Source organism: Mesoplasma sp. JKS002658 (assembly GCF_023566355.1).
GTDB classification, from domain to species: Bacteria; Bacillota_I; Bacilli_A; order Mycoplasmatales; family Mycoplasmataceae; genus Edwardiiplasma; species Edwardiiplasma whartonense.
In genome coordinates, this window is the sequence record NZ_JAKNSW010000003.1 from 16,353 (window position 1) to 33,089 (window position 16,737).

The following is a 16,737-nucleotide window of genomic DNA, read 5'->3' on the forward strand; positions in this document are numbered from 1 at the left end:
CCCTAAAACCTAACTTCGCTTTAGCTCAGACACGTTCAATATTTCTCTAAACCTAACTTTTAATCCCGTTAATATATCACTGGTTATCAAAATCACGGAAAGTCACCCGAACACTACTAGAATAATCCTTGAAGTGTTGAGTCAAATGCTGTGACATTAATTGTTCTTGATCACGACGTTGCTTTCATTCCACCACAACATAAACTGGGTTTTTCACTTTAGCATCAGCATAAATAGTTTCTAGACCTTCATCAATGATAAAAATCTTGTCTTCACTACAATTTAATAATCCACTTAACTCACTAATTTTTGTGGCATAACTTTGCACCAATGCTTTATTAGCACCTTTAATTCGAATATTTGGCATTCTGGTAATCCTTTCTTTTACTAATTATTTGTTAGTCTTATCTTATAATAAAGTTATACTCTTCTCAAAGAAGAGATTAATAAGGTCCAACTTATTGAAAACGGAGGCAGAAAAGCGTGGAAAAAATAAAAATCGGTTTCTTGGGGGTCGGTAATATGGCTGGTTCAATTATTGAAGGAATGAGTAAATCACCAGCCTTTGATAACTTCATTCTAAGTGGATTTGACCACCACTCAAATAAATTTGAACAATTAAATGCTCAACAAGAAATTATCAAAAAAAGTGACAATTTAGAAGAGTTCTTAAAAAACAATGACGTTATTTTCTTAGGAATTAAGCCTCAAAGTTTGACTACCTTCGCTAAGAATTGTGTTGATGATGTTAAATATACAACCCTATGAAACAATAAAGTGATTATTTCAATGATGGGAGCTACCTCTCTTGAACAGTTAACCAACACCTTCCACCATCCTAACATCATTAGAATCATGCCAAATATTAATGCTGCAATCAGTCAAGCCACTAGTGCAATTTGCGCTTCAAATCAAGAACTAATTAATAAGTATGAAACGGTTTTAAATAGTTTTGGCGACACTTATATCATTGCAGAAAAAGATTTTGAGTTGTTTGCTGCAATTGCTGGGAGTGCTCCTGCGATTGTTTATCTCTTCATTGACGCAATTGCTAATAGTGCAGTCAAACAAGGAATGAAAAAGGATTTGGCGACAAAGATTGTTGCTAGCATGGTCGAGGCAAGTGGAGCTTATGTTCAAGAAAAACTCGCTTGAAACCAAAACGCGAGAAACTTGATTGACGTGGTTTCTTCACCGGGCGGAACCACAATTAAAGGAATTTTAAGTTTGGAAAAAAATAAGTTTGCTGCAAGTTTAAATCAAGCAATCGAAGCGATGTTATCAAAGGATAAAAATTAGTCCATGTTTCGTTCAACAATTATTACTAGAGTAAGAAAATGCCTCCAATTTGTTTATGCTTTGTGGTGAAGTTGTTTTAAACCTTGACATATTCCTTTTAGAAGAAGCAAACATAACCAAGTCCAACTAAAAAAAATGAACAACGTGATGAAACGGTTTTACCACACGCCCCAGTTAGTTATTAATGATTTTGATAACATTAATTTCTTTACTTTTTCTAGCACTGATAACTTGACCTTAAGTGGTTTGACTTATATTCCTCACCCCAATTCTCATAAGTGAATAATTTCTTTACACTGGTTTGCTGGAGACAAGTTCTTTGGTTTATATCACGCCCAGTTTTTAACTAAGTTAGGTTACAACGTGATGAGTTTTGACTTTCGAGGGCACGCTAAATCTGATAATGATACTTCTACTTTAGGAATAAAAGAGGTTCGCGATACATTAGGAGCATTGGCGTGATTAAAAGCTAACCACAATCCTGAACAAGTCGTCTTACTAGGAACAAGTATGGGGGCTTATATTACTAATCATCTTTCTTTAAGTGATCCAAAACTAGTTCAAGAATATAAAATTAAGTTCGGAATTTCTGATTGTGGATTTGGCAGTTTAGAATCATTATTTCAAAATGTTCGTAACCGTCATTTACACCTTGTACCAAAACGAAAAACTAAACAATTAGTAAAATGACTGCTTAAAAAGGGGAACAAGGTTGAGGCTAAATCTAATATCAATTTATTTGATGCTAATCTTTTTAAACTAATTGAGCAAGGTCACACCCCAAGTTATCCAATTTTCTTTTCCCATGCCAAAAATGATGGGGTAACTCCTGGTTTTGACACTATGCAGTTAATTGATCAACGAGCAAAGTTAATTCAAAATGATGATTACATCCTTTATAATTACTGTATTCATACCCAAGCTTTAAGAAGTCACTTTAAAACTCACGTTCGTGCAATTAGTCGTTATGTTGCTCTAATGGATAATAATCAAACAGAATATGAGCAATTAGTTAAGGAATGAAAACTTGATGAAATGATTACTAAAAAAGATTTAAAAGACGAAAAATTGAGTTAAAATTAAATTACAATCCCACAAAAAAGACCTTTTAAGGTCTTTTTTTCCCATCAAACACTTATATGTTGCTATAATTAGCACAGTTAATTTATATTAGATATAAGAGGTAAAAGAACTGAATGAAGAAATTATTAGCAATTTTAGGGTCAATTGGTTTAACCAGTACTGCTGCCATCTCGGTGGTTGCTTGTGGAGACAAAAATAACTCCGACGTTGATGGTGATGGGAACATTGTAGTTAGTCCTACCATTACTAATGGAAGTTATAATTCTGATAGTAAAACTTTTATTGCTCAATATGGTAGTGATAAATACCAAGAGCACAAAATGAGTTTTTCTTTAAACAAGGTAATTTTAAAAACAGAAAACATCCTTGTCACTACAGTTGAAGGAAACAATGTTGACCAAGAAGCTGGACTTTGAAACTTTTGAATTTCTGAAAATGGTGCTAATACTGTTTTTGAAATTGAAGATAGCAGTTTAAATGGAGCGACAATTCAAATTAATCTTGATAATCATTTATCAATCATTTTTAAAATCGTTATCCACCAAGATGAAAATATCGTTGTTAATAACGTTATTAACGGAAGTTATAATTCAAACACTACTACGTTTACTGCTAAATATGGAAGTAGTCAATACAACGATAATGTAATGCGCTTTTCGTTAACAAATGTTAGTCTAAGTGAAAATAATCTTAATGTTGTTAAAAGTGATGGGACAAAAGTTGAAACTAAAGATGGGTTATGAAGTTTTGTTGTTATTGATAACACCACGACGATTCACATCGATGATTACCATTTAAATGGAGCGATAATTCAAATTAATTTGGATGGTTATAATTCAATTACTTTCAAAATTGTAATCGTTCAAGACAAAGAAATCGTGATCAACAACACTGTTGCTAATGGAAGTTATAATTCTGATAGTAAAACCTTTATTGCTAGTTATAGAAGCGCGCAGTATAGTGACTACAAGATGAGTTTTACCATTAATGATTTAACTTTGAATGCAAATAATATTGTAGTTAAAACAAGCGATGGGGAAGTGACTACTGGATGAAGTTTGACTACAACCACTAATACGACAACAATTAGTCTTGATGATTACCATTTAAATGGAGCGACAGTTAGGATTCAAGATGTAAATGGATATTGACCAGTGACTTTTAATGTAGTCATTAATCAAGATCAAAATATTGCCGTTGGAAGCGTTACCAACGGAGGTTATCAAGCTGATATAAAGACTTTTATCGCCAGCAACCCAAGTAGTACTTATAAAGGTCATGAGCTAAGTTTTGCATTGATTGGTGTAACTTTGAGTGCTGATAATATCGTAGTTAAGAATAGTAGTGGAACAATTACTACAAACGGATGAAGTTTCAAAACAAGTGATGAAAATACTACTATTACCATTAATGATTACAGTCTAAATGAAGCGACAATTGAAATCAAAGGAATTGAGGGATATTGACCAATTGTTTTCAAGATCAACATTAACCAGGATAAAGATGTGTTTGTTAATCCAGATGTTAGAAACGGAAAGTATGATGAGACTACCAAGACTTTTACTGCTGATTATGGAAGTAGTAAATATGATGATAACCATCTGATTTTCTCACTAAAAGATTTCATTTCAACTGAAGAAAAAATTGTTGTTAAAGATTTAAACGGACAAGTAATTGACCAAGCAAGCAACCGTTGAAGTTTCTGAACTGCTGATGATGGTGCTAGCACTGTTATTGAAATTAAAGATGCGAACATGAATGGAGCGACAATTGAAATCAAAGGAATTGAGGGATATTGGCCAGTGACTTTTAATATTGCAATCATCCAAGATAAACATATCGTGATTGAAGATATTAAAAACGGAAAGTATGATGGGAATACCAAGACTTTTACTGCGAGTTATGGAAATAGTACTTATCAAGAAGAGAATCATCAAATGAGCTTCAAAGTTAAAGGTTTACCCCTAGAGGGAAAAGATTTTGTACTTGTTAGAAATGATGGTGGTGAAAAAATCACTACCGGGTGAAGTTTAACCATCAGTGGTAGTGACACAATTATTACTATTAACGATTACAATTTAAATAACACAAAAGCTTTCATTCAAAACATCGATGGGTATTGACCTGAAATTTTCAATATTGCTATTCCTCAAGATCAAAACGTAGTTGTTAACCCTGACGTGTCAAACGGGAAGTATGATGGGAATACCAAGACTTTTACTGCGAGTTATGGAAATAGTACTTATCAAGAAGAGAATCATCAAATGAGTTTTGAGTTAAATCATGTTTTGAGTGCTGATAATATCGTAGTTAAGAATAGTAGTGGAACAATTACTACAAACGGATGAAGTTTCAAAACAAGTGATGAAAATACTACTATTACCATTAATGATTACAGTCTAAATGAAGCGACAATTGAAATCAAAGGAATTGAGGGATATTGACCAATTGTTTTCAATGTTGCTATTCCTCAAGATCAAAACGTAGTTGTTAACCCTGACGTTTCAAACGGGAAGTATGATGAGACTAATAAGACTTTCACTGCTGATTATGGAAGTGAACAATACGACAGTAATAATATGTACTTTTCGTTGTATGATCTTGTTTTAGATGAAAATAACATCGTTGTTAAGGATGCTGATGATAATGTTATTAATGTCACAACTGATCGTTGGTACTTCTGAACTGCTTTTGACAATAACAAAAATGTCACAAATACAGTTTTCCAAATCAAAGATAGTAAGTTGAATGGAGCGACAATTGAAATTAAGAATGTTAAGGGTTATTGACCAATAACATTTAAAATTGTTATTCCTCAAAGTTAAAATAAATCGATAAAAAAGACACCCCCCTGGTGTCTTTTTTTAATCTTCATCATTTTTACTATAGACTGTTTTAATTAAATATTGAGATGAGAAGGCACCAATTAATAAAACTGCCATCATAATCACTAAGACAATAACAAAAACAATTCAACTAAAGGGATTATTCATAATCACTTCTGCTTGCACATAAAGTTCTTTTACTGCAATTCATCACATTAAATAACTAATTCCCAGACCTCCACCAATTGCAACCAATTCACTGATAAAGTACTTTCCAAGGATACTTAAATTAATTTCTCAATTGTTATAACCTAACGCTTTAAAAGTTGAGATTATCTTCCGTTTTTCATTAACATTAACTAATAAAAAGACAAGATAAAGCACTAGAACAATCAAAACGGTTGCTCCGATTAACAAGTCAATTAAAGCATAAAATTCATGCACTTTTTCTTGGGCTAAACGCTTTGATAAATCAATTGGTAAAAAGTTATTTGTCCCTAAATTAAACCAGTTAACATAACTATAAGTAGCGTTGTAATTATTGACAAGATCACCCAGAAAAACTTCACCATCATTTGATGTAGGATAGAAGAAATTGAAATAATTAGTATCCATTTTTGCTGCAGCAACAGAATTATCTTGGTCAAAATGAAGAAATTGCCGTTTGGTAAAAACTTCATTATACAGAGGAGAAGGTGGAATTGTCGAAAGAAACTTATTCATCAGAATTGTTCGAATTCCATAAATGTTGTTTGAATAATTATCATTTTCATTAATTCCCACAATTTTTAATGGCACTAAAATATTGTAATTATCTTGAGAAAGCGAAACTTGAAAGACCTTATTAATTTTCATATTGTTTAGTTTAGCAAAGTGTTTTGAAATAATTACTGGAAGTTGTTGGTCTGGTAAAGTTTGGTCTTGAAGCTTCTTAAGGTTAGCTACTTTATCACCACTTAGATTAAAAAGGTTGTAACTATTATCATCAACTAAATAAAGCTTTCAATTTTCATTACTCTTGTAATAATAACCAGGTGAAGCCAAATCAAACTTTAACACAGGAAAATCAATTTTTTCTTGCACAAAAGCATTATTTAAAGTAATTAACGGGTCAGGATTAATTAACGAATCACTAAGAATTTGAAGACTAGGGAGTCAAGTTGTTTTAATTTCTTCATTCATAGCGTCTCCCTGATTTTGGTCTGGTAGAAATGGAGCAATTTGTTCATAATCATCTGAACCTTGAATTAAAAACTGTTGCAATAACTGAAAACTAATTGAGGCATGATTGATGTCAGTATGATAAATCTTTTGGAGTTGTGCAGCTATCAAAACTCAATTTTGCACTAAGTTTCGATCAATTGCCAGATAATCTTGGATCTCATTAGTCAAGATTGTACTTTTTGAATCATTAGTTACTATCTCTTTTAAATCTTTTTGGTCATTATAACCAATATAGTCCATATTATATAAGTCACTGTTAGCAAAGGAGTAACTTCCATAGGTTTCTATTTGTCATTGAAATTGATACCCATTATTAAAAGCAGAATTAGTGTTCTTATCATAAACCGTACTTCAGTTATCAATCAAACGGTTGGTAAACGTTCGGGCATTAAATTCCACTAAGATTATCAAATTAGCTAGTACTAGTAGTAAGGTTAAAAAGAACGTTTTAAGAGCATCCTTCATCACCAAACGATGTTTTGTCAATCTAGTTGGAAAAATCGCAGCTAAAGAATTGAATTTCTTTTGTTTCATGCTTTGGACACTTTTAAAGTTGGTTAACTCCAGAGAACTTTTCTTTAAGTAATTATTTAAAGTCAAGAAGCTAACAAGTGATAGTAGCAAAGGGATAAAAGCAACAACAATGGTTATAAATCACGGATTAAACAGATGAGTTTTAATTACTACAAAAGTATTCACCACGATAATGTCGTGGACCAAACCTTGAATCGGGATACTCATTCCAAACCCTAAACCAAAACCAATTAACATCAACATTAAAACTCGAGTTCAAAAGATAAAGGCAATCTTTTCGGAAGGAAAACCATTTGCTTTTAAAACCCCAATTTGAGGCGCCGACTGGTCTAATTCTTTTTTTAAACAGTAATTAATAAAACCAGTGGAAAGAATTAACATAATAAATCCAATCACAATAAAAATTGCAGCTTCAACAATATAAAGTTGGATAGTTTTAATAAAACTTAAATTATTGTACTTACTAACCTCAATTGGTTTAACAAGGATTTCATCAGTAGTCAGTTTGCTAGCAAACTTACGAAAATTCTTTTTATTACCATAAGCATTAATTCTGGTGGTGGTGAAAACGTCAGCTTTGACTGGATCTTTTCTTAGTGGTGCTTCAATAGAATTAGAATTTTTATAAAAGAAACTGACATAGTTTTCCATCTCATTTTCTGTCAAATAAACATAAACACTGTTATTGATTTTGTCATATTCATTACTTAACTGGTTTTCAAGAAAAACGTTATTGATCTTATTAGCAAAACCAACAATTTTATACTTCTGGTGAATTGTCTCATCACCAAAATTATTTAACTCAATTTCATCACCAATCTTTAAATTATTTTTCTGAGCGTACTTGTTATTAATCAAAACCTCATCATCTTGCATGTTTTTCAAGTTCTTTAATCCTTCAAAAACAACTACATTGTTGGTTTTTCCTAAATTTAAAGGTTCAAGATTAAATAAGGTTTCATTGTGTCCTATTGATGCTCAACTATAATCAAGAATAAAATTTGCATCAATACTCACTTTATCATTTCAGTTGATCATCATTGGTAAATCTTCAACAACTTTCTTATAAACCTGATCATAGTTTAGTTTAGAATACTCATCTCACGAACTGGTTAAAAGATCATCCAAACTGACATAGTTGGTCTTGGTTGATGATTCTTGTCCTTTAACTGGATAAAGATAAACCATTCGGTTATATAAATTTCCATAGGCATATAAATTATTTTTAATAAAGTTACCTAAAAAATCACTACGATTAGTTTGATAATCACGATCACTAGCGTTGAAACGTTCCTTATAATACTCTCTAAAATAGTCGTCTAAAAGCAAACCTTTATACTCATATTCTCAATTAAAAAGATTAGTTTGCAAAGAATTTTTGTAATTACCATTATCATCAATACTTTCAAAGTAATCAAAAAGATAATCGTCAGTAAAATTATTTAATCGGGGTTTTCAACTATAATCTCATCCCGCTTGTTTATCACTAATCCCACCTGTTACATTAATAATCTGCAAAGGAGTAGAAACAATTCCTGTTGTTAAGGCAGAAAAAAGAAAAATAAACAAAACGAACGCTAAAGATTGAAGTCATTTGGCAAAACTTAAATTATGAAAGCTCTTAAATAGTTTTAACATTGGTACCCAAGACCCCTTTTATTTTACATTCTCATATTGAGATTATAAAATAAAGTTAATTATTTTTATTGTTTTAAAAAGAAACAAAAAAAGACCTTTTTGGTCTTTCTTTTATGATCACTCAATATCTTCAGGATTTGCTGGATGGGCATTGCGTTCTAATTTATCAATCAACCCGTTTTTAATGTGAATAATCGTGTTTCCAATTTTAGCAATATTAGGGTTATGAGTAACCACAATTACAGTTGTTTTATAAAGTTTGTTAACATCAACTAAAATTTGTAATACTTTCCGTCCCATTTCTTCATCCAAAGCCCCAGTTGGTTCATCAGCAAACAAGATATCAGGATTTTTTGCTAAGGCTCGTGCAATTGATACCCGTTGTTGTTGTCCCCCTGACATTTGGTGAGGATATTTATTCATTTGGTCTTTCATTCCAATTGTGGCAAAAATATCTTCAATTTCCATTTCAGGATGTTTTTTTGTTGATAGATTTTCTCCAACTTCAGCATTTTCTTTAGCAGTTAAGTTCGTCAATAAATTATACTGTTGGAAGATAAATCCCACGTGTTTTCTTCTAAACTTGGTTAAATGAGAATCTTTTAACAAACTTAGGTTATATCCCAAAACAAAGACATCCCCTTTTGTTGCTTTGTCTAAACCAGAAATGGTGTTCAAGAAGGTTGTTTTTCCTGAACCAGATGGTCCTAAAATAACAATAAAATCAGATTTATTTAACTTAATGTCAATTCCCTTTAAAACTTGGGTTTCTACATCTCCAGTTAAATAAGACTTAGTCACATCATTTAACTCAATAACGTGTTTCTCTAAGTTAGGATCATAATGCGTAGTAGTAACAACTGTCCCATTTAAGATTTCTTTTGAATACTTTGAGGTTAATTGTTTTTGACGTTTTTGAATTTGTTTCAATGCTTTAATCCCAGTATCTTCAATCTCTGGTAAATCAAGGTCAAGAAAAGCATCACTACCAGTTAAGTTTTTATCACCATGGCTATCTAATAATTCTTCTGCTCTTCCCTTTGCTGATCTTTTATTAGTTTTTGGTTTTTTTAGGTGTTTTTTCTTAACCTTAGCTTCTTCGGTTTTTTTAGGTTTAGTCTTTTTTACTTTTGGGGTTTTAGCTGATTTAGTTCTACTCTTTAATGGCATTCCTCAAAGCACCTTCTTCCTTCTCTTGCTGATAATTTTATACTATTATCAACTATTTTCTTTTTTCAAGTTTGTTTTTTATCAAGTCAAAATAACCATTATCCTGATAGACTAAAATCTATGCTCAAGATTTCCTTCTAACTGTTTAAATAATGATTATTAATTTAGTGGTTTAACAAAACTATCAAACCACTAGTTAAAACAATGTCTTCCTGATTTTATCATAGAAAAGAAAAACCTCCCTATTGTGGGAGGCAACAAATTGAATTAATCACTCTCAAACGTGTTATCAAATTCGTCATCAAGATCGTCTGCTTCGTCATCTTCATAATCATCTAAATAATAAACCGAATCATCAGCATCTTTGTTAAAGCTTTCTTCAAAACAACCATAGCACAACTGCATTGAAACCTGAACAGGATTATCTTCATTTCCTACCTTAACATCAACTACAGGACCTTTATTTTTGCATTTAGCACAATAAGTATTCATTTCCATCGCTTTATACCTCTACTTCTTGTTTAATTTTATAAAAAGAACTTGATAAAAACTATTGTTTAAACAAAGATTTAGTCTTTTAATTCTTCGGGAGTAATTTCATACTTTGTTTTACAAAAATCACAAATAACTTCCACTGTTTCATTTTTCTTGATAATGTCATCAACAGCATCAACACCTAATAACTTAACTGCAACAATTGTTTTTTCTCGCGAGCAAGTACATTGAAATTTTAATTCCTTTGATTCTAAAACAATTGCATCGGTTGCAATTTCTTCAATTAAAGAAACATAGTTTGTTGTTTTTACTAAAATTTTATTAATAAACGCTGTGTTACCAATTGTTTTAATAAGATAATCAACATCCTCTTCTTTATAATTGGGCAACAGTTGAATAAGAATTCCCACAGCACTCTTAATCTTGAAATCGTCATCTAGCTCTACATTGGTACTAATAAAAGAATTAACTTGGCTTGAAATCCGTAAATATTCCATATAATCACGATCAATTGAACCATCAGTTAAACTAACTCTTGAAACATAAGGTTCACCTTGAACTGTCGAACGAGCAACTGTTAAAGTACCTTCTTTTCCTACAACTTGGGAAAGTAATTCATCAAGTTTTTTCTCTGGTTTCAATCCTGTTACAACAAAGTTTGAATCACTGATAAAACTTCGTACCCGGTCATTTTGAAATTCAGCAATGGTCGTTTTAATTAATCCATCGTTAGTCGAAATTGTTGAGGTTGTAATTTCGTTATTTTTTAATTCTAATCCTAATAAGGCGTTTGCCAAAGTAATTTTTCCCAAGACAATTGTTGCTAACGGGTTGGTTTGGTGTAACTCTACGATTTTGGTTAAAGATTGGGTTAAATCAACAATCGTAATCTTTAAATTATGTTCTGTACTAATTGCTCTTGAACTTACATCCATTTTCTCGCTCCTTAAATAAAATAACGAAACTTTCTCGTCTCGTTATTATCAAAATTATTTTTTGCCCTTAGAAGAACTGTCATCTTTTTGATCATCAGTTTCATCTTCTGGTTTTTTCTTTGGTTTCTTTTTGGTGGTGGTTGGTTTTTTTGCTTCTTTTTTTGGTTTTGGTTCAACATCAGCTAAATCAATATCAATGATGTCACCATCTTTAATTCGTTTTAACTCTTCATCATACTTAACCTTTTCAGCCTTAACATCATCTGGTAAGGCTAAGTTTTGGTCAATAAACTCAATTTGTTCAGCAGTAATTGTTTCCATTACTCGTAAAGATTCAGCCAATAACTCTAACTCTTCGCGATTATCACGAATAATTTTATTTGCCTGATTATAAGCAGTGGTTAGAATTTTAGTTACTTCCTCATCAATTGCTGCTGCAGTTTGATCAGAATAACTACCACTAGTACGACCATAACTCAAATCTTCTTGAGTAACTAATTTAGCCATTCCCAAAGCTTCACTCATTCCAAATCTTACCACCATTTGACGGGCAATATTTGTAGCCTTTTCTAAGTCATCATCAGCACCAGTAGTCACATTATCATCACCAAAGATAATAGCTTCAGCAGCTCTTCCTCCCATATAACCAGCAATTGTGGCAAACAAATCTTGTTTAGTTTGAAACATGCTTTCATCATTTGGAGTAGTAATCGTGTATCCTCCCGCATTTCCCCGCGGAATAATTGTTACCTTTTGCACCTTGCTTGCTGATTCAAGTTTTAACCCAACCAAAGCATGACCTGATTCGTGATAAGAAACAATGTCCTTATCTTTTGGTGTCATTACTCGAGATTTTTTCGCAGGTCCTCCAACTACCCGATCAATCGCTTCATCAATTTGGGTAATAGTAATTTCAGGAGTATTTTCTCTAACAGTTAAAATCGCTGCTTCATTAAGCACATTTTCTAACTGTGCTCCTGAGAATCCCGGAGTTCTTTGTGAAATTCGGTATCAATCAATAGTTGGCGAAATTTTCTTGTTACGAGCATGCAATTTCAAGATAGCTTCTCTTTCCTTAATATCTGGAAGAGAAACTTGAATTGTTCGGTCAAATCTTCCTGGTCTCAAAATGGCTGGATCAAGCACATCACTTCGGTTAGTGGCTGCCATAATGATTACTCCTGAATTAGTATCAAAACCATCCATTTCCACTAATAGTTGGTTTAAAGTTTGGTCGTTTGAACCAGCAACATTGGCAGTTCTTTTTCGGGCCAAGGCATCAATTTCATCAATAAAAATAACACAAGGAGCATTGTTTTTTGCATCTTGGAACATTTCTCGAATTCTTGAAGCTCCCAACCCCACAAACATTTCGTCAAATTCTGAACCAGAAGTTGCATAAAAGTTAACGTTGGCTTCACCAGCAACCGCTTTGGCAAGAAGAGTTTTTCCAGTTCCTGGTGGTCCCTCTAAAAGGACTCCCTTAGGAATTCTGGCTCCAGCTTCTTGGTATTTTTGAGGATTTTTCATGTAATCAACTAATTCAACAATTTCGTTCTTTTCTTCGTTAATTCCTGCAACATCACTGAATTTAACTGTTGATTTAGAAAGTTTAGCTTTACTTTTACCCATTCCAAATAGGTTACCAGCACCTCCAGCCCCAGCTGCACCCATTGAACGGAATAAGAACCAAAACAAGAAGACATAGATTAAAATCATGACCACTAATGGAACAATCGTTCCTACAATTTGTCCAGTTTGATCAACAGGAATATTGGTAATTCCTTGGAAAGTATTTCCAGAATTGTAAATAATTTGTTCCAATAGAAGCACATCAGCACTATTAGCACTACCAATTCCATAAACTGCATCTAAAGCTTCAATAGGAATATTGTTGACCACAAAAGCATGAAGATTATTGTTTTCATCAAGGTAAGTACCTCTCAAAATCAACAAGGAAGCTGATCGTTGAATAGTCACACTATTAATTTTTCCTGAGTTAAGATAAGATTGCACTTCATTAACACTTAAAGCGTCAGGACTACTTTTTAAGAAGATAGAAGCAACAATAATGGCAATGATGATAATGATAATCAGAATTAATCAAATTCAAATTCCACCACGACGGTTATTCTTTTTATTGGCATTATTATTTTTCTGATTATTCACTAACCATCCCTCATTTCTGCTTACTATCTAAAAGTTATACAAAATAACATAGTAATATTAACATAAAAACAAAATTTTTTAATCCCCTAGAAAGTTTTGATAATTAATTAACTGCTGGTTGTTCAACCGAATAATTGCTGGTTGTTTTACCCGAGCAAAAAAACTAATTTTATGGTCAATAAAGAAACGATTAGTCTTTTTTTTCTGACAGAAAGTCTTTAGTTTATAATTTTCAAAATCATTGGTTAACAAATAGGGGAATTGAAAACCATCTTTAGCAATTAATTCTTGAACCCACTTCGTAGTTAATTGATTTAACTCTTGATGATTGTTAATCATAGTTTTAACAAGTTCTATTTCATTATCAATAAGGAAATAACAAGTGTTGAAGTCTTTAACTAACCAATAGTTTGGGATTTTAATTTTTAAAATTGGTTTTTTACTTGTCAAAAGTGTTTGAGCAATTGCTTTTAAAGTATTATTTTTCCGATGCAGAAAAATCTGGTCAACTTTTAAGTACTTAAAATAATTAATTAAGACAAACATCACTTGTTTTTGACTCAAATGATAAAACCAAGAATCAAGGACTAACTTATCACCAATCAAGTTCTTAGTAAAATACTTCAAAGCAACTTGTTTATCAGCTTCATTTAAGTGGTTTGCCTGTTTAATTTCTGCTAAATAAAAGTCAAAATCAACTTCATTGAGTTGTGATCTTAACTGGTTTCGCGCATACTTCAAATCAAAGTTTGTTTCATCAATTCCAAAAGGAATTTTTTTCTGATTCACGTGATTTAAAATACTACTTTTAGTTTGATTTAACAAAGGTCGTAACACAGTTAGTTGTTGGTACTTATTCTTAACTTTTAAACCATAATAATCCACTAAATTATGGCGTTGTTTTTGCAATAAATAAGTTTCAATGTGATCATTTAAATTATGGGCGATTAAAAGAATTGTGGCGTTTTCTTTTAAGCCAATTTGGGCAAAAAAATCATAACGTAGCTTTCTTGCTGTTGATTCAAAGTTGGTGTGATTATCTTCAAATTCAGAAGTAATATTCTTATTATAGTATTTCAAGTGGTGCAAATCACAATAACGTTTAACAATCGCTTCATCACGAATTGATGAAGTTCTGGTATGGTAATTGACATGACAAACAATGATTTGTTGATAACCTTGATTTACTAACAAATCCAAGAGAAACATGCTATCAGGTCCTCCAGAGACCCCAATCAATATTTTTTGATTAATTTTAATTCCTAACATTACTTCTAATCCCGAAAAAATTCTAAAATTTCATCACTATAAGTTTCATCATCATTATGGGCAATCAAGGCAGGAAGGATTTCAACTCCTTTATTACCTTGTTTTTGACCTTCAATTAAAACAGTTTTTGCCTCATACTTACTTTTAGAATAAACAAAACGCAAACGCTTAACCACCAGATGATACTGGTGAAATAACTCAATAATTTCACCAGTTCTTTGAGCACGATGAACCATCACAAATACTCCTTTATTGTTTAAACACAAACTAGCGCTTTGAATAATTTCTGCTAAGTTAATCAACGTTTCATGACGAGCATCAACCATTAAGGGATTAGTTTCTCTAGTCTTAGTTTTTTCACCCACTTCAAAAAAGGGTGGATTACAAACCACAAGATCAAAACCATGAATGTTCTTCTTAGCAAATACTTTAATATCATCATTCACAATTTTTACTTGATGATTCAATTCATTTAAACTCATATTTTCTTGAGCTAAAACTACTGCTTGAGAATTAATTTCCACCCCCGTGATTGCAGCAGTGGTATAACGACTGATGATTAAAGGAATCACCCCATTATTAGTGCCAAAATCAACAATTTTTGTCATTCTTTTATTAAAATTAATAAATCGTGCCAATAAGATACTATCTAATGTAAAACTAAACATTGTATCATCTTGATAAAGCTGTAAATTTTCATACCCTAATAAATCGTTTAACACTTTCATTTTAAATTGCCCTTGTAATTTGGATTAAAAACCGGTCAATTGCTAACTGCGAATTATTAGAAAACTTTAGATCGTGACTTAATTCTAAAAATAATTCATATATCAAGACATTAGCAGTGTTTAAAAAGTGCTTGCCCCCGCTTTGTACTAATTCTTGTAACTTGGTTTTTTCCATTTTTTTTAACTTATTATTTAATAATAAAATATTATCTTTGTTTTTAGTGCTAATTACTTCAACTAAAAAATTATCATCAAGTTCATTTGTTCCTCTAGTTAAGGTTAAAAGTTTTGCTCGAGATTCAAGGGTTGGCAAAACTTGGTTTTGATCATTAGTTAACAAAAAAAAGTAAGTATTAGGAGTAGGTTCTTCTAAAAACTTCAATAAGGCGTTTGCACCTTCTGGTTTTAAACTTTCAACATTAGCGATGATTCTTAGTTTAGGCTTATTTAAATATAATGGTGCATAGTTCAATTCATTAACCATTGTTAAAACAGTTTCTTTATCAATTACTTGATAATGATCACCAATGACCTTAACATCAGTTATCAAGTGATTTTCATATGACAGACACCACTGACACTGATCGTTAGTGATGGCGTGATTATCACAATAAAGCATGCGTCCCAACTGGTTAACCAATTCATCCAAACTGATGTTATCTCCTTCAAAAAGGATACTTTCAAACAACTTGTTTTTCACCAACGCTTGGTGTAAGTAGTTCATAATTTCTGGTTGAGTCATTATTTTAAAACCTGATCAATAATCATTTTTGCTTGGTTAATGACTTCCTCTTTTGATAAACTGGCATCAATTACCTTAAACCGGTTAGGATACTTTTGAACTAAATCATGATAACCATCAATAACTTTTTGTTTATACTCATTATTTTCTTCATCTAAACGGTTCGCATCATCAACATCACGACGATGGTTAATTCTTTGATTAGCTGATTGTAAGTTTAAATCAAGATAAATAGTGAGATCTGGTTTATGTTCACCCAGAACAATGTTTTGCACTTCATCAATATCATCAAGTTTTAACCCCCTACCCGCTCCTTGATAAGCAGTAGTTGAATCCATATAGCGGTCGCAAATTACAATTTTATTTGCTTTTAAAGCAGGAATAATTGCTTCAGAGAGGTGTTGTTTTCTTGAGGCAATGAATAACAATGCTTCAGTTCATCCATCAATTTTTTCAGGACGTTTTTTTAAAAGGATGGTGCGAATTTCCTCAGAAATTGCTGTTCCTCCTGGTTCACGAGTTAAAAAAACTTCGTACCCTTTCTTTTCAATATATTTTTTTAATGGTTCAATTAGAGTGGTTTTTCCCCCACCATCAATTCCTTCAATTGTAATAAACATTTTAAA

At 31.9% G+C, this 16,737-nt stretch carries 13 protein-coding genes; 3 read left to right on the forward strand and 10 right to left on the reverse strand.

The features are described from left to right. Window positions 1–52: 52 nt before the first annotated feature. Window positions 53–367, reverse strand: coding sequence for a DUF1904 family protein (locus LD125_RS03130; protein WP_250136609.1), 315 nt, complete (start codon window positions 365–367; stop codon window positions 53–55). Between the two features lie 116 nt (window positions 368–483). Between LD125_RS03130 and proC the strand changes: the two genes are divergently transcribed. The 3 genes from proC (at window position 484) to LD125_RS04030 (ending at window position 5,207) form a co-directional block, all read left to right on the forward strand. Beyond that, window positions 484–1,299 (forward strand): pyrroline-5-carboxylate reductase, encoded by an 816-nt coding sequence (proC, locus tag LD125_RS03135; protein WP_250137223.1) that lies wholly within the window; start codon window positions 484–486, stop codon window positions 1,297–1,299. 147 nt (window positions 1,300–1,446) lie between these two features. Further along, window positions 1,447–2,376, forward strand: coding sequence for an alpha/beta hydrolase (locus LD125_RS03140; protein WP_250137646.1), 930 nt, complete (start codon window positions 1,447–1,449; stop codon window positions 2,374–2,376). A gap of 119 nt (window positions 2,377–2,495) precedes the next feature. Beyond that, window positions 2,496–5,207, forward strand: coding sequence for a lipoprotein (locus LD125_RS04030; RefSeq protein ID WP_250137645.1), 2,712 nt, complete (start codon window positions 2,496–2,498; stop codon window positions 5,205–5,207). A gap of 39 nt (window positions 5,208–5,246) precedes the next feature. Here LD125_RS04030 and LD125_RS03150 read toward each other — a convergent pair whose 3' ends face one another. The 9 genes from LD125_RS03150 to tmk form a co-directional block, all read right to left on the reverse strand. Next, a complete protein-coding gene (locus LD125_RS03150) occupies window positions 5,247–8,603 on the reverse strand; it encodes an ABC transporter permease (protein WP_250137644.1) in 3,357 nt (1,118 codons plus the stop codon). Between the two features lie 111 nt (window positions 8,604–8,714). Beyond that, on the reverse strand, window positions 8,715–9,773 hold the full coding sequence (locus LD125_RS03155; RefSeq protein WP_250137643.1) for an ABC transporter ATP-binding protein: 1,059 nt from the start codon (window positions 9,771–9,773) through the stop codon (window positions 8,715–8,717). A 267-nt stretch (window positions 9,774–10,040) separates the two neighbouring features. Further along, window positions 10,041–10,271 (reverse strand): hypothetical protein, encoded by a 231-nt coding sequence (locus LD125_RS03160; RefSeq protein ID WP_250136615.1) that lies wholly within the window; start codon window positions 10,269–10,271, stop codon window positions 10,041–10,043. A gap of 71 nt (window positions 10,272–10,342) precedes the next feature. After that, a complete protein-coding gene (locus tag LD125_RS03165; protein WP_250136616.1) occupies window positions 10,343–11,203 on the reverse strand; it encodes an Hsp33 family molecular chaperone HslO in 861 nt (286 codons plus the stop codon). 54 nt (window positions 11,204–11,257) lie between these two features. Beyond that, complete coding sequence (gene ftsH, locus LD125_RS03170; RefSeq protein ID WP_250136617.1) at window positions 11,258–13,372, reverse strand: ATP-dependent zinc metalloprotease FtsH; 2,115 nt, start codon at window positions 13,370–13,372, stop codon at window positions 11,258–11,260. Window positions 13,373–13,450: 78 nt separating this feature from the next. Next, window positions 13,451–14,641, reverse strand: coding sequence for a tRNA lysidine(34) synthetase TilS (tilS, locus tag LD125_RS03175; RefSeq protein ID WP_250137642.1), 1,191 nt, complete (start codon window positions 14,639–14,641; stop codon window positions 13,451–13,453). A 5-nt stretch (window positions 14,642–14,646) separates the two neighbouring features. Further along, entirely contained in the window at window positions 14,647–15,369 is a 723-nt protein-coding gene (locus LD125_RS03180) for a tRNA1(Val) (adenine(37)-N6)-methyltransferase (RefSeq protein ID WP_250136619.1), read from the reverse strand. A gap of 1 nt (window position 15,370) precedes the next feature. Next, the gene (locus tag LD125_RS03185; protein WP_250137641.1) at window positions 15,371–16,111 is read right to left on the reverse strand and encodes a DNA polymerase III delta subunit-related protein; all 741 of its coding nucleotides are present in this window, start codon (window positions 16,109–16,111) and stop codon (window positions 15,371–15,373) included. Then, the gene (gene tmk, locus LD125_RS03190; protein WP_250136621.1) at window positions 16,111–16,731 is read right to left on the reverse strand and encodes a dTMP kinase; all 621 of its coding nucleotides are present in this window, start codon (window positions 16,729–16,731) and stop codon (window positions 16,111–16,113) included. The genes LD125_RS03185 and tmk overlap by 1 nt, the downstream gene beginning before the upstream one ends. Window positions 16,732–16,737 lie beyond the last annotated feature (6 nt).